The organism is Thiobacillus denitrificans DSM 12475 (assembly GCF_000376425.1).
Lineage (GTDB): Bacteria > Pseudomonadota > Gammaproteobacteria > Burkholderiales > Thiobacillaceae > Thiobacillus > Thiobacillus denitrificans.
This window is the reverse complement of record NZ_AQWL01000002.1, coordinates 344,180-363,871: the sequence shown is the minus strand read 5'-3', so window position 1 is coordinate 363,871 and position 19,692 is coordinate 344,180. Positions and strand designations below refer to the sequence as shown.

Here is a 19,692-nt window from a genome sequence, read left to right as displayed (position 1 = left end):
GGGAATATCAACTCTTGGGATTTTAGCTTATGCGCCTGTCGACCCTGACCCTGCTGGCGGTATGGAGTACCATCTCCATTGCCGGCACCGATTTCAGCGTGGATGCGGAAACCGGGCTGACCACCTGGCAAGCCGAAAGCGGCGCCATCCAGGTGCGCCTGACCCAGATCAGCCCGGACCAGGCGCGCGGTTTTTATCAGGCGCGCGGTTTTTCCGCCACCGCGGCGGAACGTTACGCCGCCGAATGCATCTTCATGACGGTGGTGCGCAATATCGGCGAGACGCCGATTCAGCACCGCCTGGCCGACTGGCGCTATGAACCGGCCGGGCAGCCGCCACGCGCCATTCGCAGCAAGGTCGAGTGGGAACGCATCTGGAAACGGCAGGGCGTGAACGAGGCCGCGCGCATCGCCTTCAACTGGGCGCAGTTCCCCGCCGCGCAGACCTTCGCGCCGGGGGACTGGAACCAGGGCATGACGACCTACAGCGTGCCGCGCAACGGCCAATTCGACCTGCGCTTCGTCTGGCGCGCAGACGGCAAAACCCATTCCGGAAAACTCGAACAGGTGAGGTGTGCAAATGAAACGTCTTGATCGCATCGCAGGCATGCTGCTGGGGACGGCGCTGATATTCGGCATCCCGGCCGCGACCGGCGCCCACGCAGCGGACCTCCCGCCGCTGTCCCACAGCCTGATGAAGCAGGCGCCCAAGCCCGCTCCGGCGCTCAAGCTGAAAGACATCGACGGCGCAACCCACGATCTGGCGAAGCTCAGGGGCAAGGTCGTGCTGATCAATTTCTGGGCAACCTGGTGCCCGCCGTGCCGGCGCGAAATGCCGTCGATGGAACGTCTGTCGCAGGCGCTCAAAGGCGAAGCCTTTGCGGTGCTGGCAGTCGATGTCGGCGAAGACGCCGACACCATCCACGCCTTCACCAGCCAGCTCGACACCGCGCTGCACTTTCCCATTCTGCTCGACAGCACGAGCCGCGCCATGCAGGCCTGGAAGGTGGCGGGGCTGCCGACCACCTTCCTGGTCGACAAGCAGGGGCGCATCGTCGCCAGCGCCATCGGCGGGCGCGAGTTCGACCATCCGGACATGGTGAAGGCGATCCGGGACGTGATGGGGAAGTAGGGGCTAGGGGCTGGGGCCCGGGGGCTGGTGGATCGTGTTCAGCAGCGCCTGCCCGAGGGCTTCTTCGACCTGCGCGAGCGACAGGGTAATACCGAGGTCGCGACATTGCGTCACCGCCATGCCGGCGTAGCCGCAGGGGTTGATGGCGGCAAACGGCGCCAGGTCCATGTCGACGTTGAGTGCCAGCCCGTGGTAGGTGCAGCCGTGCTTCACGCGCAGGCCGAGCGCGGCGATCTTGGCGCCGTCGACATAGACGCCGGGTGCGCCGGCCAGCCGTGACGCCATCACACCCTGCGCCGCCAGCAGATCGATCACCGCCTGTTCCAGACGTGCCACCAGTTCGCGGATGCCGTAGCCGCGCCGCCGCAGGTCGACCAGCACGTAGGCCACCACCTGTCCCGGGCCGTGGTAGGTGATCTGGCCGCCGCGGTCGATCGGGACGACGGGAATCCGGGTGGCGGCGATCAGGTGTTCCGGCTTGCCGGCCTGCCCCTGGGTGTAGACCGGCGGATGCTCCAGCAGCCATAGCTCGTCCGGTGTATCGGCTGTGCGCCGCGCGGTGAAGTCCTGCATCGCCCGCCAGGTCGCCTCGTACTCGACCCGACCCAGCCGCCGGATGCAAAGCTCAGGGTTGAGCTGCGTGCCGTCTTGAATCTTGCAACTTGAATCTTGCGCCTGGCTTTTCACAGCGCCATCTTCACCCACGGATGCGCGGTGATCTCGCGATACAGCGCATCGAGCTGCGCCTTCGAGGTGGCACGCACCACGCAGGTCACGGACAGATAGTTGCCGCTGCTGGACGCGCGCATCTCGACGGTTTCGGCCTTGAAATCGGGCGCATGGCGCAACACCAGGTCGACCATGGTCTGCGCGAAGTCGTCGCGTCGCTGGCCCATGATCTTGATCGGGAAATCGGTGGGAAATTGCAGCAGGGTGTCTTCTTCGCTCATGCGCGCATCACCTGTTGTTTGAAGGTTTGATACAACGCGTCCATCCGTCGCGCCATGGGGCCCGGCACGCCGGCGCCGACCGGGACGCCATCCAGCTTCACGATGGCCATGATTTCCTTGGTCGACGAGCTCATCCACAGCTCGTCGGCGGCGCGCACCTCGGCCTCGCCGATCGCCCGCACCTCACGCGGAATGCCGTGCGCCGCCGCGAGTTCCAGCACCACGTCGTAGGTGATGCCGGTCAGCATCAGGTTCGATGGCGGCGGCGCCAGCAGCACGCCGTCCTTCACCGCGAAGATGTTGCTCGCCGCCCCTTCGGTCAGAAACCCGTCGCGCAGCATCACGGTCTCGGCACAATCGGCGTCGACCGCCTGCTGGCGCAGCAGGATGTTGGCCAGCAGCGAAATCGCCTTGATGTTGCAGCGCAGCCAGCGGTTGTCGACGGCGGTGACCGCGCACACCCCGGCGGCTTTTTGCTCGGGTGTGGCCGTCAGCAGCGGCTGCGCGAACATGAACACCGTCGGCGGCACGCCCTTGGGGAAAGCGTGGTCGCGCGGCGCAACGCCGCGGGTGACCTGGATGTAGATCGACTGGTCGGCGAAATCCTGCAGTTCAATCAAATGCAGGATCAAGTCGCGCCACACATCGATCCCGTGCGGATTGGCCAGGCGTATGCCGTCGAGGCTGCCCTGCAGGCGGCGCAGGTGATCGTCGAGCCGGAACGGCTTGTTCGAATACACCGGCACCAGTTCGTACACGCCGTCGCCGAAGACGAAGCCGCGGTCGAGCACCGGGATCTTCGCTTCGGCAAGCGGCAGGAACTGGCCGTTCAGGTAGGCATTCATTGCGCGAACAGCAGCCGGATCGAATCCCAGGCGCGACCGAAGATGCCGGCCACGCCGACATCCTGCAGGGCAACCAGCGGGTAATCGCCGAGCGGCTGGCCGTCGAGCGTCAGCAGCAGGGTACCCAGGGGCTGCCCTTTGCGCACCGGCGCCACGACCGGCTGCCGGGTGGTGACCTGGGCCTTGACGCGAACGCCGCCACCCTTGGGTACCAGCACATGGAAATCCTGCGCAAATCCCATGCTCACCGAAGGATGCACGCCACGGTACAGCTTCGATACCTTGACCGGTTGCTGCGCGCGGAAGAGCAGCACGCTGTCGAAGCGTTCAAAGCCGTAGTTAAGCAGCTTCAGGGCGTCCTGCGTGCGTTGCGCGTCCGATCGCGTGCCCAGCGCCACGGCGATGCGACGCTGGTCGCCGCGCTGCGCCGACGCCGCCATGCAATAGCCGGCCTGCGGCGTACGTCCGGCTTTCAGGCCGTTTACCGTGCTGTCGCGCCACAACAGGCGATTGCCGTTGTAATAGGTGATGCCCTTGAACGCAAACTCCTTCTGGGCGAAAAGCGCCCGCCGATCCGGGAAGTCGCGCGCCAGCGCCCGACTTAGCAGGGCAAGGTCGCGTGCGCTCGACTCATGCCCCGGCTCGCTCAATCCGGTGGCGTTCAGGAAACGGCTCTTGCTCATGCCGAGCCGCCTGGCCTCGCGGTTCATGCGTTCGACGAATGCCGCCTCGCTGCCGTCGGTCGCCGTCACCAGCGTCAGCGTGGCGTCGCTGGCCGACTGCACCAGCATCGCCTGCAGCAGGGTGTCGACGCGCACCTGCTCGCCCGCCACGAGGAACACCCGCGCGCCGTCGGCCTGGACGGCGGCTTCCGGCACGGCGACCGTCGCGTCCAGGCGGAGCTTGTTCTTGCGGATATCGCCCAGCAGCACATAGGCCGTCATCAGCTGGGTCAGCGACGCCGGCGCCAGCGGCAGGTCGGCCTGATGCGCCGCCAGCTCGCGCCCGCTGGCCTGGTCGATCACCACCCAGGCGCGTGCCGATACGCCGGCGGGGGCGGCCCATAGCGGGGCGGAAAACAGCAATGCCAGCACCAGCCCGATCAATTTCATGCGCAGTCCCATCGTCAATCACGTCTGACCAGGACTGCATTCAGGTCGAGACGTTCCCGCATCCGCGCACGATCCACATGCGCCGCGTCGTCGCTGGGATAGGGGCCGATCTGTACGCGATGCAGCGTATCGTTGAGCACCACGCGGGTGCGGCCGGCATCGAGTTGCAGCGCACGCTCCAGGCGTTCGCGCAATTGCTGCGCGTTATCCGGGCGCGAAAACGCGCCCACCTGCAGATAGATGCCGTCTAGCAGCGCCTCGCCGCGGGTATCGTAAGTGGCGGGGTCGAGGCTTTCCACCCGCACGCGCGTGCTGCCGCCCCCCAGATACCCCAGCTTGTATGCGGCGGTATACGACAGGTCGATGACGCGCTTGCTGTGGAACGGCCCGCGGTCGTTGATGCGCACCACCACCGACTTGCCGGTGCCGAGCGCAGTGACCCGCGCATAGCTGGGAATCGGCAGCGTGGGATGCGCCGCGGTCATGGCGTACATGTCGTACGGCTCGCCCGACGCGGTCTTCCTGCCGTGAAAGCGGCGGCCGTACCACGAGGCCAAGCCTTCTTCACGATGGGCGCGGCGCTCGGTCTGCGGGGTGTAGGCGTTGCCCAGCGCGACGTAGGGGCGGTTGGCAAAGCGGTGCAGCGGCTCGTCGCGCGGCTCCGCGTCGGGCACCGCATCCAGGTTCGCCGGCGGATTGGCCTCGGGGCCGTCGTCGAGGTAATAGCCGCCCTTCTTTGCCGTCGCGACGGGAGACGGCTTCTTGGCGGGAACGGACGGGCTGCTGCCGCAACCACCCAGCGCCAGGGCGGCAGCGGCCAGTCCCAGAATCAGAATCGTTTTCATGGCGGTATTTTATCGCGTCACGTTTTGTTCAGCTGGCGGTGCGTCGCCACGCTCATCAGGATGCCCATCCCCAGCAGCAAGGTGATGAGCGCCGTCCCGCCATAGCTCATCAAGGGCAGCGGCACGCCGACCACCGGCAGGATGCCCGACACCATGCCCATGTTGACGAACACGTAGGTGAACAGATTGAGGCTCAGCGTGGCCGCCATCAGGCGCCCGAACTGGGTCGGCGCGCGCGCAGCGATGGTCAGGCCGCGCGCGACGATGGCCAGATACAGCCCGACCAGCAGAATCGCACCGATATAGCCGAACTCCTCGCCGAACACGGCGAAAATGAAATCGGTGGTGCGCTCGGGAATGAAGTCGAGCTGGTTTTGCGTGCCTTGCGTCCAGCCCTTGCCAAACAGCCCGCCCGAGCCAATCGCGATGGTGGACTGGATGATGTGATAGCCGTCGCCGAGCGGGTCCGACGTGGGGTCGAGCAGGGTCAGCACACGCCGCTGCTGGTAGTCGTGCAGCAGCCCCCATACCACCGGCAGGCTCGCCGCCCCGAGTGCGGCGCCGCCGAACATGGCTTTCCACGGCAGGCCGGCGAAGAACAGCAGGTAGAAACCCGAAGCGCCGAGCATCAACGCCGTGCCCAGATCAGGCTGGCGCAGTACCAGCAGGAACGGCACCAGCAGCAGGGCGCCGCCGACCAGAAAATGCTTGGCGCGCAGCACTGCCTCGTTGCGCTGGAAATACCAGGCCAGCATCAGCGGCAGCGCCAGCTTCAGCAGTTCCGACGGCTGGAAGGCCATCACGCCCAGATTCAGCCAGCGCCGCGAACCGTTGCGGATCTCGCCGAACAGCGCCACCCCGATCAGCAGCACCACCCCGGCCACATACAGGGGCGGGCCGACCTTGGACAGCAGATGCGGCGGCACATTGGCCATCACCACCATCACCGACAGCGCCAGCCCCATGTTGACGAGGTGGCCGCTGATGCGCGCCGGGCTCTGGCCCGAAGCGCTCGCCACCACGGCCAGGCTGATTCCCAGCAGCAGCAGCACCAGGGCCAGCAGAATGCCGTCGAGGTGGCTCAGCCGGCGCACGATCCAGTGTCTACTCTGCGGCATTACCCGCCTCCCGCTTCATGTTGCCGGGGCGTTTCCCCGTCAGGTAATAATCGAACACCGCGCGGGCGACCGGCGCCGCGACCGAACTGCCATGGCCGCCGTTTTCCACCATCACTGCGATCGCTATGGTGGGGTTTTCGGCCGGCGCATACGCAATGAACAGCGCATGGTCGCGATGCTGCCGCGCCAGGCGGCCTTCATCGTAACGTGCGCCCTGCTTGATACCGACCACCTGCGCCGTGCCAGTCTTGCCGGCTATCGTGTACGGTGCGCCGGCCGCCGCGGCCGCTGCGGTGCCGCCCGGACGCATCACATCCATCATGCCTGCGCGCACCACCCCGAGGTTTTCCGGGTCGATCGCCACCTGCCGGTGCACCACGGCCGGCTGCGGCTGCCAGATGTGATTGAGCGGGTCGCGCACCGCCTGCACCAGACGCGGCTCGATCCGTTTGCCGCCATTGGCGAGCATGGCGGTCGCCGTCGCCAGCTGCAGCGGGGTGGTCAGGTGATAGCCCTGACCGATACCCGCAATCACCGTCTCGCCGGGATACCAGGTCTGCTTGAAGCGGCGCTGCTTCCAGTCGCGCGAAGGCAACAGGCCCGACGACTCGCCTTCCAGGTCGATGCCGCTTTTCTCGCCAAGGCCAAACTGCGCCAGATAGTCGTGCATGCGGTCGATCCCCATGTCCACCGCCAGTTTGTAATAGTAGGTGTCGCACGACTGGGCGATGGAGCGCTGCAGATCGACGACGCCGTGGCCGCCGCGCTTCCAGTCACGGAACTGATGACTGCTGTTGGGCAGTGTGAAATAGCCCGGATCGACGATGCTGTCCGCAGGTTTGCGCAAGCCCAGCTCCAGCCCGGCCAGTGCCATCAGCGGCTTGATGGTCGAGCCCGGCGGGTAGATGCCGCGCAATACGCGGTTCACCATCGGCCGCTCCGGCGATTCGTTAAGCGACTTCCAGGTTTCAGGATCGATGCCGTCGACGAACAGGTTGGGGTCGAATCCCGGCTTGCTCACCAGCGCCAGCACGCCGCCGGTGTTGGGATCGAGCGCCACCAGTCCGCCCAGATAATCGCCGAACGCGTGTTCGGCCACCGCCTGCAGCTCCGCATCGAGATACAGGCGCAGATCCTTGCCCGGCACCGGCGGGATCCGCGATAGCATGCGCACCGCACGGCCGCTGGCATCGGTTTCCATCTGGTCGAAGCCGGTGCGGCCGTGCAGCAGGGTTTCGTAACTCTGTTCCAGGCCGGTCTTGCCGATGTGGACGCTGCCCTTGTAATTCTGCTCGCGCCCGCCCGCGCGCAGGCGTTTCAGGTCGCCGTCGTTGATGCGGCCGATAAATCCCACCACGTGAGCCATGCCGGGCCCGGCCTGGTAATTGCGGAACAGCCTCGCCTTCACTTCCACTCCCGGCAGGCGATAGCGGTTGGCTGCCAAAATCGCCACTTCCTCGTCGGCGAGCTTGCTTTTCAACGGCACGGTCTCGAACTCGTGCGACTCGGCGAGCAGCCGGCGGAAACGCCGCAATTGCCCCGGCGTAATCTCGATCAGCTGGCCGACCAGGGCCAGCGTGGCCTCTAGATCACGGGTTTGCGCCCGCGCCAGCTCCAGCGTGTAAGCCGAATAGTTTTCCGCCAGGATGCGCTCGTTGCGGTCCAGGATCAGGCCGCGGTTGGGCGCCGCCGGCACAAGCGAAATACGGTTGCTTTCGGCGCGCTGGATATAGTAATCGTGCTGCATGACCTGCAGATAAAACGCGCGCGCCAGCAGCGCGGTCGCCAGCAGCGCGACGAACACCGCGGCGGTTTTCAGCCGCCCGTGAAAGCGCGCCAGCTCCCGGTCCAGATTCTTGATCTGCGGCGCTAGCAGCATGTCCGGTTCTCCTCGCCGCAGGCGTTGGTGCGTTGCCGCCTGCCCGTTGTGAACGGCACGGCAGCGCACCCGGCGCCCTTCACTGCGCCTCTCGGCGGCGCAATCCGCCCGGCGAAAAACGGCCGGCAGGTTTCCATCCGGCTCATGCCTGGTCCCGCAGGCCCTTGCCGTGCCACAGGCGCACAAACCCGGCGATCAGATACCACAGCAGGGTGCTGCTCAGCACCGGCAGCAGGATCACCAGCCCGGTCGGTGGATTGACCGCCAGCCAGCCAACCAGCAACACCGCCAGCTGTACTGCCAACAGGATGGGGAACAACTGCGCCGCCTGCCGGTGCGGATCGAACTGCAGCAGCCGCAGGCGCAGGAACAGCACCAGGTACACGCCGATCGCATAGGCGATGGCGTGCTGGCCGAACACCGCGCCATCCTGGAAATCGGCCAGCAGGCCAAGAAAAAATGCCGTTCCGAAACCGATGCGGGCGGGCTGATGCAAGGCCCAGAACAGTACGCCGACCAGCACGAAATCCGGCCGCAAGGCCAGCGTCCAGCCCGACCACGGCAGCTGCTCCAGCAGCACCGCCAGGGCCAGGCTGCCGAGGATGCGGCGCCAGTTGCCAGCAGTCTGGGGGGTTGCGTTCAAGGTTGGGCCACCTGCGGTTCGGCGACGAGTATCAATACCGTCCGGGAGCGGTCGAGGCCCGCCAGCGGCAGGCATTCCACCCGCAGATAGGGACTGGATTGCGAACGGGAAACCCGGCTCACGCGCGCCACCGGGATGCCGGCCGGGTACACCCGGTCGATGCCCGATGTCAGCAGACGGTCGCCGGGCCGGATGTCGGTCTGGGTAGGCATGTAGCGCAGTTCCATGCGGCCGTGCCCGCTGCCGGCGGCCAGCCCGCGCTGGCCGGTGCGCTCGACGAATACGGGCGTCAGCTGGTCCGGATTGCTCACCAGCGTGATTTCGCTCGCGCCGGGAAAGACCCGGCTCAGCTGCCCCACCAGCCCGATAGCGTCGACCACTGGCAGTCCGCTGCGCAGCCCCGCGCCGGCACCGATATCCAGCGTGATGCGCTGGGAGAACCAGTCGTGTCCCTGGTACAGCATGGCGGCCCGCGCCAACCGCTGCCCGGGGCGGGTTTGCAGTTGCATCAGGGCGCGCAATTCGGCGTTTTCGCGCGCCAGGTCCCGCGCCGCATTCACGCCGACGATCAGCCGCGTCCGTTCGGCCAGCAGCGAATCGCGTTCTTTTTGCAGGAGACGGTGGCGGGTAAAAAATCCGCCGAGTTCGGCGGCGACCACAGCGGGAGCGCGCATGGCTTCACGTACAGGCTGCAGCAACAGCGAAAACCCGCTGCGCACGCCTTCGAGCGCGTGATAGCGGGTATCGAGCACCACGCAGCTCACGCCGACCAGCAGCCAGATCAGCAGGCGTGCCGTCGGCCCCAGCCGGCGGGCGAACATGAGCTGTCCCGGCGTCGCCATCGCTTACTCCCCGGGATGCCGCACAGCCACGCTCACTCGTTGGTGAACACCGATGCCAGCTTGTCCATCTCTTCCAGCGCACGGCCGGAACCGCGCACCACGCAGGTCAGCGGGTCATCGGCGACGATCACCGGCAGGCCGGTTTCTTCCATTAGCAGGCGATCGAGATCGCGCAGCAGCGCGCCGCCGCCGGTCAGCACCATGCCGCGCTCGGCGATATCGGCACCCAGTTCCGGCGGGGTCTGTTCCAGCGCCTGCTTGACTGCGCTGACGATGGCATTGAGCGGCTCGGTCAGCGCCTCGAGGATTTCATTCGACGACACATTGAAGCTGCGCGGCACGCCTTCGGCCAGGCTGCGGCCCTTGACTTCCATTTCCATCACTTCGGCGCCGGGAAAGGCCGATCCCATTTTTTTCTTGATCAGTTCGGCCGTGGCCTCGCCGATCAGCATGCCGTAGTTGCGGCGGATATAGCTGATGATGGCTTCGTCCATGCGGTCGCCGCCGACCCGCACCGAATTGGCATAGACCACGCCGCCGAGCGAAATCACGCCGACCTCGGTGGTGCCGCCTCCGATGTCGACCACCATCGAACCGGTGGCATCGGCCACCGGCATGCCGGCGCCGATCGCCGCCGCCATCGGCTCCTCGATCAGATAGACCTGCCTCGCGCCGGCGCCGATCGCCGATTCGCGGATCGCGCGGCGCTCCACCTGGGTCGAGCCGCACGGCACGCAGATGATGATGCGGGGGCTGGGGCGCAGCATGCGGGTATCGTGTACTTTCTTGATAAAGTACTTGAGCATCTGCTCGGTGACGGTGAAGTCGGCGATCACGCCGTCCTTCATCGGCCGGATCGCCTGCAGGTTGCCCGGGGTGCGGCCCAGCATCTGTTTGGCTTCCGCGCCCACCGCCTGCACGGTCTTCTTGCCACTGCCCGACGCATCGGTGCGGATCGACACCACCGAGGGCTCGTCCAGCACGATACCGCGGTCACGCACATAGATCAGCGTGTTGGCGGTACCGAGGTCGATCGCCAGATCGGTTGAAAAGTAGCTGGTCAGGAACTTGAACATAGTGGCGGCTGCGCCCGCACAAACGGGCGAAAGGGCAGAAAAAACAAGGGGCCTATGATACCCTAACGGGCTTCGTTCCCGTAAGTCATCAGGTGCTTCCACCATGTCCCTCACCCCGGACGACGTCAAGCGCATCGCCCGCCTTGCGCGCATAGAAATCGACGATGCGCAGGCGCAGGCCACCCAGGCCCGGCTCAACAGCATTTTTGATCTCATCGCCAGCATGCAGGCGGTGAACACCGATGGAATCGCCCCGATGGCGCACGCGCAGGAGGTCACCCAGCGCCTGCGCGACGACGCGGTGACCGAAACCGACCGCCACGCCGCTTTCCAGGCCGTGGCACCGGCGGTCGAGAACGGCCTCTACCTCGTGCCCAAAGTCATCGAGTAAGTCCAACCATGTCCGACACGTCCCTTTCCGCACTTGCCGCGCAGCTTGCCGACAAGCAGATTTCCAGCCGCGAACTCGCCCGGATCTACCTCGACCGCATCGCCGCGCTCAATCCGGCGATCAACGCCTTCATCACGGTCGATCCCGAGAAGACCCTGCTTGAGGCCGCCGCCGCCGATGCGCTGATCGCCGCCGGGAAGAACGGCCCGCTGACCGGCGTGCCGATCGCCCACAAGGACATCTTCTGCACCGACGGCTGGCTCACCACCTGCGGCTCGAAAATGCTGTCCAACTTCGTCGCGCCCTACGACGCGCACGTGATCCAGCGCTTCAAGGCCGCCGGCATGCCGAGCCTGGGCAAGACCAACATGGATGAATTCGCCATGGGCTCGTCCAACGAAACCAGTTATTTCGGCGCGGTGAAGAATCCCTGGAACCCGGCCTATGTGCCGGGCGGGTCGTCCGGCGGCGCCGCCGCCTGCGTCGCCGCGCGCATGGCGCCGGCCGCCACCGGCACCGACACCGGCGGCTCGATCCGCCAGCCGGCCGCGCTCACCGGCATCACCGGTCTCAAGCCCACCTACGGCCTGGTATCACGCTACGGCATGATCGCGTTCGCCTCCAGCCTCGACCAGGCGGGCCCGATGGCGCCCTCGGCCGAGGACTGTGCGCTGCTGCTGAACGTGATGACCGGCTTCGATCCCAACGACTCGACCAGCCTCGAGCGCGCGAAAGAGGACTACACGCGCGACCTGGAAAAACCCTTGAGCGGCCTGCGCGTCGGCCTGCCGCGCGAATTCTTCGCCGAGGGCCTCAACAGCGAGGTTGCCGCGGCGGTCGAAGCCGCCGTCAACGAACTGAAGACGCTCGGCGCGACGACGGTCGATATCTCGCTCGCCAATTCCAGGCTCGCCATTCCCGTCTACTACGTGCTGGCGCCGGCCGAGGCCTCGTCCAACCTGTCGCGCTTCGACGGCGTGCGCTACGGCTACCGCGCGCCGGACTACGCCAGCCTCGACGACATGTACAGCAAGACCCGCGCGCAGGGCTTCGGCGACGAGGTCAAGCGCCGTATCCTGATCGGCACCTACGTGCTTTCCCACGGCTATTACGACGCCTACTACCTGCAGGCGCAGAAAATCCGCCGCCTGATCGCCGACGATTTCGCCGAGGCATTCAAGGCCTGCGACGTCATCCTCGGCCCCACCGCGCCCGGCACCGCGTTCAGGCTGGGCGAGAAGTCCGGCGATCCGGTCGAGATGTATCTCAACGACCTCTACACCATCCCCGCCAACCTCGCCGGCCTGCCCGGCATGTCGCTGCCGTGCGGCTTCGATTCGCAAGGCCTGCCGATCGGTCTGCAGCTGGTCGGCAATTACTTCAGCGAAGCGAAAATGCTCAACGTCGCGCATCAGTACCAGCGCGCGACCGACTGGCACAGCCGTCAACCGGAGGGGTTGAAATAATGAAGTGGGAGACCGTTATCGGGCTGGAGGTCCACACCCAGCTCGCCACAAAATCCAAGATTTTTTCCGGCAGCAGCACCGCCTTCGGTGCCGCGCCCAACACCCAGGCGAGCGCGGTCGATATCGCGCTGCCCGGCGTGCTGCCGGTATTGAACAAGGGCGCGGTGGAATGCGCGATCAGGTTCGGCCTCGCCATCGGCGCGACGCTCAACCGTGTCAACGTGTTCGACCGCAAGAACTACTTCTATCCTGATCTTCCCAAGGGCTACCAGATCAGCCAGCTCGCCAAGCCCATCGTCGAGGGCGGCGCGCTGACCATCGCCGTCGACGGCGAGGAAAAGACGATCCATCTCACCCGCGCCCACATGGAAGAGGACGCCGGCAAGTCGCTGCACGAGGATTTCCACGGCATGACCGGGATCGACCTCAACCGCGCCGGCACGCCGCTGCTGGAGATCGTCTCCGAGCCGGAGATGCGCTCCTCGGCTGAAGCCGTCGCCTATGCCCGTGCGCTGCATACGCTGGTCACCTGGATCGGCATCTGCGACGGCAACATGCAGGAAGGCAGCTTCCGCGTCGACGCCAACGTCTCGGTGCGCCCGGTCGGACAGGCCGAATTCGGCACCCGGCGCGAGATCAAGAACCTCAACTCATTCAAGTTTCTGCAGCAGGCGATCGACTACGAGGTGCGCTGGCAGATCGAGACGCTGGAAGACGGCGGCCGCATCGAGCAGGCCACCGTGCTGTTCGACCCCGACACCGGCGAGACCCGCATGATGCGCAGCAAGGAAGACGCGCACGACTACCGCTACTTCCCCGATCCCGACCTGCTGCCGGTGAAACTCGACGACGCCTGGATCGAATCCGTGCGCGCCGTGCTGCCCGAACTGCCCGCCGCGATGCAGGCGCACTTCCAGCGCGACTACGGCGTGTCGGCCTACGACGCGGCGGTACTCACCGGCTCGCGCGCGCTCGCCGACTATTTCGAGGCGGTTGCGAAAACCTGCGGCCAGGGCAAGCTCGCCGCCAACTGGGTGATGGGCGAACTCGCGGCCGCCCTGAACAAGGCCGAGCTCGACATCGGCCAAAGCCCCGTCTCCGCCGCCCGGCTCGGCGCACTGATCGCGCGCATCCAGGACGGCACGCTGTCCGGCAAGCTCGCCAGGCAGGTGTTCGAAGGGCTGTGGGAAGGCGCCGGCGAAGTCGACGCCATCATCGAGGCGCGCGGCCTCAAGCAGATGTCCGACTCCGGCGAACTGGAGAAGATCATCGACGAGGTGCTCGCCGCGAATCAAAAATCGGTCGAGGAATTCCGTTCCGGCAAGGACAAGGCGTTCAACGCGCTGATCGGCCAGGTCATGAAGGCCAGCCGCGGCAAGGCCAACCCGGCGCAGGTCAACACGCTGCTGAAGGCCAAACTGCAGAATTGAAAAAGCGGCCTGGCCGGATATCCGGCCAGGCCGCTTTTCCGATGCCGTTCCTTACTGCTTGCCCGACAACTCAACGAAGCGCACCTTGTCGGCCGCGTATTTTTCGCGCACCTTCTCCATCGCCTCTTCGTTGCTCTGGATGGTGCGCTTCAATTCCTGCTGTTCCCGGGTGGCCTGCTCCAGTTGCTCCGTCAGCCCCTCCCCCACCTTGCGGCCTGCCTTCTCGATTTGGGCGATACGCGTCCTCAAATCGGCCAGGTTCGCATCCACCGCCTTGCCGCGGATTTCAGCGCCCTTGATCGCCAGCTTGTGGTGTTCCAGTGCGCGATCGCGCGCCAGATCGATTTCCGCTTCGGTAGTGTAGGTCGAGGTCAACGCACGATCGAGTTGCGCCTGTTTATTCTGCTCCTGCAGGAGGCGTTTTTGCTCGGACTGGCGCTCGGCTTCGGCACGGCGCTCCGCTTCCGACTGGGTGCGCCGGATGATGTTGCCCTGCTTGTTCATCTCGGCAGCGCCGTTTTTCTGGTAACTCGACGGCAGGGTGTCGCTGTAATGCACGCGGCCATTGCCATCCACCCAACGGTACATCGCCGCGTGCGCGCTGCCCGCGGCCAGCAGCAAGGCCGCCAGCAGCGCGCTAAACGCCATACTTGGCGCGGTATCCGGCCACAGCCTGCAAAGCTTGTCGTCTGTCCGCATCACGTTCCAGAAACTCCACCAGATTGTCCAGCGTGGCCACCGCCACCACCGGAATACCATACTGCTCGCGCACTTCCTGCACCGCGGATGTCTCCCCGGTGCCACGCTCCATCCGGTCCAGCGCGATCACCACGCCGGCCGGTTCGGCGCCCGCGTGGCGGATCAGTTCCACCGACTCGCGCACCGAGGTGCCCGCCGAGATCACATCGTCGACGATCAGCACGCGCCCCGTGAGCGCTGCGCCGACCACCGTTCCGCCTTCGCCGTGGTCCTTGGCTTCCTTGCGGTTGAACGCGAATGGCACGTTCCTGCCCATCCCCGCCAGCGCGATCGCAATGCCCGCCGCCAGCGGGATCCCCTTGTACGCCGGCCCGAACAGCACGTCGAAGGCGATGCCGGAGTCGACGATGGCTTTCGCGTAAAATTCGCCCAGTCGCTTCAGCTTGTCGCCGTCGTTGAACAGCCCCGCATTGAAGAAGTAGGGGCTCATGCGCCCCGCCTTGGTCCTGAACTCGCCAAAACACAGTACCTGCGACGCAACAGCGAATTCCACAAATTCGGCTTTGTAATCGGACATTTCCTGACTTTTCTTGAATAAAAACGCAATGCGAATTATATCGGCCAACCTCAACGGCATCCGTTCCGCCGCCACCAAGGGCTTCTTCGACTGGCTACCCGCGCAAAACGCCGACGTCGTCTGCGTGCAGGAACTGAAAGCGCAGGCCGCCGACCTCCGGCCCGAACTCATCCAGTGCGATGGCCTCACCGGCGCCTTTCACTACGCCGAGAAGAAGGGCTACAGCGGCGTCGGCGTCTACACCCGCCGGTCGCCGATGCGCATCATCGAAGGCCTGAACGTGCCGGAATTCGACCAGGAGGGCCGCTATATCGAAGCCGACTACGGCAACCTGGCCGTCATCTCGCTCTACCAGCCCTCCGGTTCTTCCAGCAAGGAGCGCCAGCAGGCCAAGTTCCGCTTCCTCGACGTGTTCTTCCCGCACCTCGAAGCGCTGATCAAATCCGGCCGCGAAATCGTCATCTGTGGCGACTGGAACATCGCCCACCAGGAAATCGACCTCAAGAACTGGAAATCCAACCAGAAGAACTCCGGCTTCCTGCCCGAGGAACGCGCCTGGATGACGCGCCTGTTCGACGAGCTCGGCTGGGTCGACGTCTACCGCAGCCTCTACCCCGAGCACACCGGCGAGGCCTACACCTGGTGGAGCAACCGCGGCCAGGCCTGGGCCAAGAACGTCGGCTGGCGCATCGACTACCAGATCGCGACGCCCGGCATCGCGGCGAAAGCCACCTCCGCCAGCGTCTACAAGGACCAGCGCTTTTCCGACCATGCACCGCTGATTGTCGATTACGATTACGTCCCATAACCCGCTACTCAAAAAAATCCAACGGGGAAAAGGGGGCGGTGCATTGCGTCATCGTCGGTTTCGGACTGGGCGAGGTGGCGGAAAAGACGATCTACGAATACGCGGACATTCGCGGCGAACCGCACGCTGTGAAGGCGGTCAACATCAATCCGTATCTGGTGGATGCGCCGGATGTGGTGCTGGAGAACCGCCGCGTACCGATCTGTCCGGTGCCGGGAATCGGCATCGGCAACAAGCCCATCGACGGCGGCAATTATCTCTTCACGACGGAAGCGCGCGACGCCTTCCTGCTGCGCGAGCCGCAGGCAGCCGCGTATTTCCGCCGCTGCCTGGGCGCGGACGAATTCATCAACGGCTACGAGCGCTGGTGCCTGTGGCTGGGCGACTGCCCGCCAGGCGAACTGCGCCGAATGCCGGAGGCCATGAAACGCGTTGAAGCGGTGCGCCGCTTTCGGCTGGCCAGCAAGTCCGCGCCGACGCAAAAGCTCGCCGATACGCCGACGCGCTTCCACGTCGAGAACATGCCGGATTCGGCTTACCTCCTGATTCCAGAAGTTTCGTCCGAACGCCGCGATTACATCCCAATTGGCTTCCTGCAGCCGGATACCCTGGGCAGCAATCTGGTCAAGATCGTCTCCCACGCCACCCTCTACCATTTCGGCGTGCTGACTTCAGCCATGCACATGGCCTGGGTACGCGCGCTGTGTGGAAGACTGAAAAGTGATTACCGCTACTCCGCCGGCATCGTCTACAACAACTTCCCCTGGCCTTTATGTTCTTCTTGCAACGCAAAAGGAACCGGTGCGCCTGGCGACAAGACGCAGCAGACCATCGAAACCGCCGCCCAGGCCGTGCTCGACGCCCGCGCCGCCTTCCCCCGCGCCACGCTCGCCGACCTCTACGATCCGCTGAGCATGCCGCCACTCTTGCTGAAGGCGCACCAGAAGCTCGACGCCGCGGTGGACCGCGCATACGGTAAAACCGGTTTCAAGAACGACGCCGAACGGGGAGCCTTCCTGTTCCAGTGTTACCAGGCGCTGACGTCGCTGCTGCCCGCCGCCCAACCCAAGCGGGGCAGGAAAAAATCCGTCGCCCTGTGATTTTGAGATTTTGAATAGCAGAGGCCTGGCGTGTGCGGCTACAAAACATCTCAGTGATAGCGCTTTTGCGCGACGTGCCAGATTTGCAGGATTTCGACGGCCTCGCTGCTGACGCGATACGTCAGCAGGTAATTACGATGCAGCATCAGTTCGCGGGTGCCGTCGAGATCACCGCGCCGGCCGATGAACGGATGCTGGGTCAGATGTTCGGCGGTGTGCTTGAAGCCTGCCGCAAGGGCCTGGGCTGCCTGGGGATTGTCCTGTTTGATGTAATCCAGAATAGTTTGCAGATCGGCCAGGGCGTCGAGCGTCCACTTAAGCTTCATAACGCTTGAAGAACTGCTCCACCTCGTCCGCGCTTGCGAATTTCCCCTGATCGGCCGATGCAATGGCCTGCTTCAACGCCTCGATTTGCGGGACACGCCAATCGAGATAATCGGCCAACGCCTCGCTCGCCACGCTGGCCTGGGGACGGTCAATCATTCGGGCGTAGCTTTCCAGCCGGGCTTTGAGTTCGGCGGGCAGGCGCACGTTGAATTGCGCCAGATTATTGGACGGGGGTTTGGTTTCGCTGCTCATCGTGGGCGCCTTGAAGCGGAATATAGCATCAAGCTAGCATACCGCTATCATCCTGCCAACCCGCCTAGAGCACGACCGCCTGCGCGCAATCTGCCCGGTGGGGTGCGACAGCAGGAAAGAACGGAGCGCCTGCGGCGTGTACGCACGGTATGAAGGGGTATTCCGGCCTCCCACACCCCACCCTTGGCTTGCGCCGCACCGAGGACTAATATAACAATCGTTATAACTTGTGGAGTCCATCATGCATGCGCTCAAACTCACCCAGATCGGCAATTCGGTCGGCCTCATCCTGCCCAAGGACGTGCTGGCGCGGCTGAAGCTGGAAAAGGGCGACACGGTGTTTTTGACCGAGACGCCGGACGGCGTGGCGGTGACGCCCTACGACCCCAGCCTGGAAGAGCAGATCGAGGCAGGCCGCGCGTTCATGCGCGACTTCCGCGACACCTTCCACGAACTGGCGAAGTAAGTGGCGCAGAACTGGAAATGGTTTGATAAGCGCGCGCTGCTGTTGCTGCACGACGAAAGTCTGGCCGAGCACGGTGGCCTGCCGGGGCTGCGTGACGAAGGCCTGCTCGACTCCGCACTGGCACGGCCGCTCAATCTCGCCCACTACGGGATGCCGGATGCCAGCGAACTGGCGGCATCCTACTGTGTCGGACTCGCCAAGAATCACCCATTCGTGGACGGCAACAAGCGCGCCGCCTTTCTGGCGCTGGGTCTGTTTCTGTACGTCAACGGCCTGCGGCTGAATATCAGCCAGGCCGAAGCGACGCTGGCCGTGCTCGCCGTCGCCGCCGGCGAATGGGACGAAGCTACGCTTGCCACCTGGCTGCGCGAACGCGTCGCGCCGCGCACCTGACCCCTCACCGCTTACTACTCACCCCTCACCGCTCACCATGCCCCACCCCTGGCTTACCGCCCTCAAGGTCTACACCCACCCGCGCGTCGTCGGCATGCTGTTTCTCGGCTTTTCGGCCGGGCTGCCGCTCTTGCTGGTGCTGGGCACGCTGTCGTTCTGGCTGTCGGAGGCAGGCATCGCGCGCGCGACGATCGGGCACCTGTCGTGGGTGGGGCTGGCCTACGGCTTCAAGTTCCTGTGGTCGCCGCTGGTCGACCGGCTGCCGCTGCCACTCCTGACCCGCACGTTGGGCAAGCGGCGGGCGTGGCTGCTGCTGTCGCAGGTGTGCATCGCGCTGGCACTGCTGGGGATGGCGAACACCGACCCGGTGCTGAACCTGACACATACGGTGTTCTTCGCGCTGGCGGTGGCGTTCGCCTCGGCGACGCAGGACATCGCGCTCGACGCCTACCGCATCGAGGCTGTGGAAACCGAGAAGCAGGGTGCGATGGCAGCGACCTATCAGGCCGGTTATCGCCTGGCGATGATCACGGCCGGCGCGGGCGCGCTGTGGATCGCGGCGAGCGTCGATCCGAGCGAGGCCAGCTACGACTTCCGCCCCTGGCAGGTGGCGTACACGGTGATGGCGGCGCTGATGGCGGTCGGCATCCTCACCACGCTGATCATCCGCGAGCCCGCGCACGCCGCGCCGCTGCCACGCATCGCCGAGCAGGGCTTCGGCGCCTGGCTGGCGACGAGCTTCGTGCAGCCCTTCGTCGAATTCTTTGCGCGCTTCAAGTGGCAGGCGTTGACGATACTGGCGCTGATCGCGGTCTACCGCATCTCCGACGTGGTGATGGGGGTGATGAGCAATCCCTTCTACCAGGAGATGGGCTTCACCAAGGACGAGGTCGCCACGGTGTCCAAGGTCTACGGCGTGATCATGACCATCGCCGGCGCGGCGGCGGGCGGACTGCTGGTGATGCGCATGGGCGTGATGCGCACGCTGTTTCTCGGCGCGGTGCTGTCGGCGGCGACCAATCTGCTGTTCGTCTGGCTGGCCGGGCGCGGGCACGACGTGAGCGCGCTGATGGTCACAGTGTCGGCCGACAACCTCTCCGCCGGCATCGCCTCCTCCGCGTTCGTGGCCTATCTGTCCAGCCTGGTGAATCAAGCCTATTCGGCCACGCAGTACGCGCTGTTCACCTCGGTGATGCTGCTGCTGCCCAAGTTCATCGCGGGCTTCTCGGGCGAGTTCGTCGACGCCTGGGGCTGGGCGAATTTCTTTACCGGGACGGCGCTGATCGGGGTGCCGGTGCTGGTGCTGGTGTGGCTGGTGGGGCGACAACAGCCCCCAGGCTGA

Annotated in this window: 24 protein-coding genes; 10 read left to right on the top strand and 14 right to left on the bottom strand. The window is 65.2% G+C overall.

Features of this window, described 5'->3' with window-relative positions; genetic code table 11:
- Positions 1-29: 29 nt before the first annotated feature.
- Positions 30-593, top strand: coding sequence for a hypothetical protein (locus B059_RS0104090; RefSeq protein WP_018076973.1), 564 nt, complete (start codon positions 30-32; stop codon positions 591-593).
- The gene (locus B059_RS0104085) at positions 580-1,131 is read left to right on the top strand and encodes a TlpA family protein disulfide reductase (protein ID WP_026177300.1); all 552 of its coding nucleotides are present in this window, start codon (positions 580-582) and stop codon (positions 1,129-1,131) included. Before B059_RS0104090 ends, B059_RS0104085 begins: the two co-directional genes overlap by 14 nt.
- A gap of 3 nt (positions 1,132-1,134) precedes the next feature.
- Here the strand turns inward: B059_RS0104085 and lipB are convergent, their stop codons facing one another.
- From lipB to B059_RS0104035, 10 genes are all read right to left on the bottom strand, one after another.
- A complete protein-coding gene (lipB, locus tag B059_RS0104080; RefSeq protein ID WP_018076971.1) occupies positions 1,135-1,818 on the bottom strand; it encodes a lipoyl(octanoyl) transferase LipB in 684 nt (227 codons plus the stop codon).
- Positions 1,815-2,081: a YbeD family protein gene (locus B059_RS0104075; protein ID WP_018076970.1), complete on the bottom strand. Its 267-nt coding sequence runs from the start codon at positions 2,079-2,081 to the stop codon at positions 1,815-1,817. Before B059_RS0104075 ends, lipB begins: the two co-directional genes overlap by 4 nt.
- Positions 2,078-2,926 carry a D-amino acid aminotransferase gene (locus B059_RS0104070; RefSeq protein WP_018076969.1) on the bottom strand — a complete coding sequence of 283 codons (849 nt, stop codon included), beginning with the start codon at positions 2,924-2,926 and terminating at the stop codon, positions 2,078-2,080. Before B059_RS0104070 ends, B059_RS0104075 begins: the two co-directional genes overlap by 4 nt.
- On the bottom strand, positions 2,923-4,038 hold the full coding sequence (locus tag B059_RS0104065) for a D-alanyl-D-alanine carboxypeptidase family protein (RefSeq protein WP_038058162.1): 1,116 nt from the start codon (positions 4,036-4,038) through the stop codon (positions 2,923-2,925). Before B059_RS0104065 ends, B059_RS0104070 begins: the two co-directional genes overlap by 4 nt.
- Positions 4,039-4,052: 14 nt before the next feature.
- The gene (locus tag B059_RS0104060) at positions 4,053-4,883 is read right to left on the bottom strand and encodes a septal ring lytic transglycosylase RlpA family protein (protein WP_018076967.1); all 831 of its coding nucleotides are present in this window, start codon (positions 4,881-4,883) and stop codon (positions 4,053-4,055) included.
- Between the two features lie 17 nt (positions 4,884-4,900).
- Complete coding sequence (gene rodA, locus B059_RS0104055; protein WP_018076966.1) at positions 4,901-6,001, bottom strand: rod shape-determining protein RodA; 1,101 nt, start codon at positions 5,999-6,001, stop codon at positions 4,901-4,903.
- Positions 5,988-7,880 (bottom strand): penicillin-binding protein 2, encoded by a 1,893-nt coding sequence (gene mrdA / locus B059_RS0104050; protein WP_018076965.1) that lies wholly within the window; start codon positions 7,878-7,880, stop codon positions 5,988-5,990. Before mrdA ends, rodA begins: the two co-directional genes overlap by 14 nt.
- 142 nt (positions 7,881-8,022) lie before the next feature.
- Positions 8,023-8,523 carry a rod shape-determining protein MreD gene (gene mreD / locus B059_RS0104045; protein WP_018076964.1) on the bottom strand — a complete coding sequence of 167 codons (501 nt, stop codon included), beginning with the start codon at positions 8,521-8,523 and terminating at the stop codon, positions 8,023-8,025.
- Complete coding sequence (gene mreC / locus B059_RS0104040) at positions 8,520-9,365, bottom strand: rod shape-determining protein MreC (protein WP_018076963.1); 846 nt, start codon at positions 9,363-9,365, stop codon at positions 8,520-8,522. Before mreC ends, mreD begins: the two co-directional genes overlap by 4 nt.
- A gap of 32 nt (positions 9,366-9,397) precedes the next feature.
- On the bottom strand, positions 9,398-10,441 hold the full coding sequence (locus B059_RS0104035) for a rod shape-determining protein (RefSeq protein WP_018076962.1): 1,044 nt from the start codon (positions 10,439-10,441) through the stop codon (positions 9,398-9,400).
- 103 nt (positions 10,442-10,544) lie between these two features.
- Here B059_RS0104035 and gatC point away from each other — a divergent pair, with 103 nt between their 5' ends.
- The 3 genes from gatC to gatB are packed head-to-tail and all read left to right on the top strand — an operon-like array spanning position 10,545 to position 13,728.
- Complete coding sequence (gene gatC, locus B059_RS0104030; protein WP_018076961.1) at positions 10,545-10,832, top strand: Asp-tRNA(Asn)/Glu-tRNA(Gln) amidotransferase subunit GatC; 288 nt, start codon at positions 10,545-10,547, stop codon at positions 10,830-10,832.
- An 8-nt stretch (positions 10,833-10,840) separates the two neighbouring features.
- Positions 10,841-12,298 carry an Asp-tRNA(Asn)/Glu-tRNA(Gln) amidotransferase subunit GatA gene (gatA, locus tag B059_RS0104025; RefSeq protein WP_018076960.1) on the top strand — a complete coding sequence of 486 codons (1,458 nt, stop codon included), beginning with the start codon at positions 10,841-10,843 and terminating at the stop codon, positions 12,296-12,298.
- Positions 12,298-13,728, top strand: a complete 1,431-nt coding sequence (gene gatB / locus B059_RS0104020; protein ID WP_018076959.1) for an Asp-tRNA(Asn)/Glu-tRNA(Gln) amidotransferase subunit GatB — start codon at positions 12,298-12,300, stop codon at positions 13,726-13,728. Before gatA ends, gatB begins: the two co-directional genes overlap by 1 nt.
- 51 nt (positions 13,729-13,779) lie before the next feature.
- Here gatB and B059_RS0104015 read toward each other — a convergent pair whose 3' ends face one another.
- Positions 13,780-14,376 (bottom strand): DUF4124 domain-containing protein, encoded by a 597-nt coding sequence (locus B059_RS0104015; protein WP_018076958.1) that lies wholly within the window; start codon positions 14,374-14,376, stop codon positions 13,780-13,782.
- A complete protein-coding gene (gene pyrE / locus B059_RS0104010) occupies positions 14,366-15,004 on the bottom strand; it encodes an orotate phosphoribosyltransferase (protein WP_018076957.1) in 639 nt (212 codons plus the stop codon). Before pyrE ends, B059_RS0104015 begins: the two co-directional genes overlap by 11 nt.
- 28 nt (positions 15,005-15,032) lie before the next feature.
- Here pyrE and B059_RS0104005 point away from each other — a divergent pair, with 28 nt between their 5' ends.
- Both B059_RS0104005 and B059_RS0104000 read left to right on the top strand, forming a co-directional pair.
- A complete protein-coding gene (locus tag B059_RS0104005) occupies positions 15,033-15,812 on the top strand; it encodes an exodeoxyribonuclease III (protein WP_018076956.1) in 780 nt (259 codons plus the stop codon).
- Positions 15,813-15,850: 38 nt separating this feature from the next.
- A complete protein-coding gene (locus tag B059_RS0104000) occupies positions 15,851-16,912 on the top strand; it encodes a type IIL restriction-modification enzyme MmeI (protein ID WP_018076955.1) in 1,062 nt (353 codons plus the stop codon).
- Positions 16,913-16,962: 50 nt separating this feature from the next.
- Here B059_RS0104000 and B059_RS0103995 read toward each other — a convergent pair whose 3' ends face one another.
- On the bottom strand, positions 16,963-17,238 hold the full coding sequence (locus B059_RS0103995) for a type II toxin-antitoxin system RelE/ParE family toxin (protein WP_018076954.1): 276 nt from the start codon (positions 17,236-17,238) through the stop codon (positions 16,963-16,965).
- On the bottom strand, positions 17,228-17,491 hold the full coding sequence (locus B059_RS0103990) for a CopG family ribbon-helix-helix protein (RefSeq protein ID WP_018076953.1): 264 nt from the start codon (positions 17,489-17,491) through the stop codon (positions 17,228-17,230). Before B059_RS0103990 ends, B059_RS0103995 begins: the two co-directional genes overlap by 11 nt.
- A gap of 241 nt (positions 17,492-17,732) precedes the next feature.
- Here B059_RS0103990 and B059_RS0103985 point away from each other — a divergent pair, with 241 nt between their 5' ends.
- Genes B059_RS0103985 through B059_RS0103975 form a run of 3 tightly spaced genes read left to right on the top strand, consistent with a single transcriptional unit; the run spans position 17,733 to position 19,692 of the window.
- The gene (locus B059_RS0103985) at positions 17,733-17,957 is read left to right on the top strand and encodes an AbrB/MazE/SpoVT family DNA-binding domain-containing protein (RefSeq protein ID WP_018076952.1); all 225 of its coding nucleotides are present in this window, start codon (positions 17,733-17,735) and stop codon (positions 17,955-17,957) included.
- Positions 17,958-18,350: a type II toxin-antitoxin system death-on-curing family toxin gene (locus tag B059_RS0103980; RefSeq protein WP_018076951.1), complete on the top strand. Its 393-nt coding sequence runs from the start codon at positions 17,958-17,960 to the stop codon at positions 18,348-18,350.
- A 37-nt stretch (positions 18,351-18,387) separates the two neighbouring features.
- The gene (locus tag B059_RS0103975; protein WP_018076950.1) at positions 18,388-19,692 is read left to right on the top strand and encodes an AmpG family muropeptide MFS transporter; all 1,305 of its coding nucleotides are present in this window, start codon (positions 18,388-18,390) and stop codon (positions 19,690-19,692) included.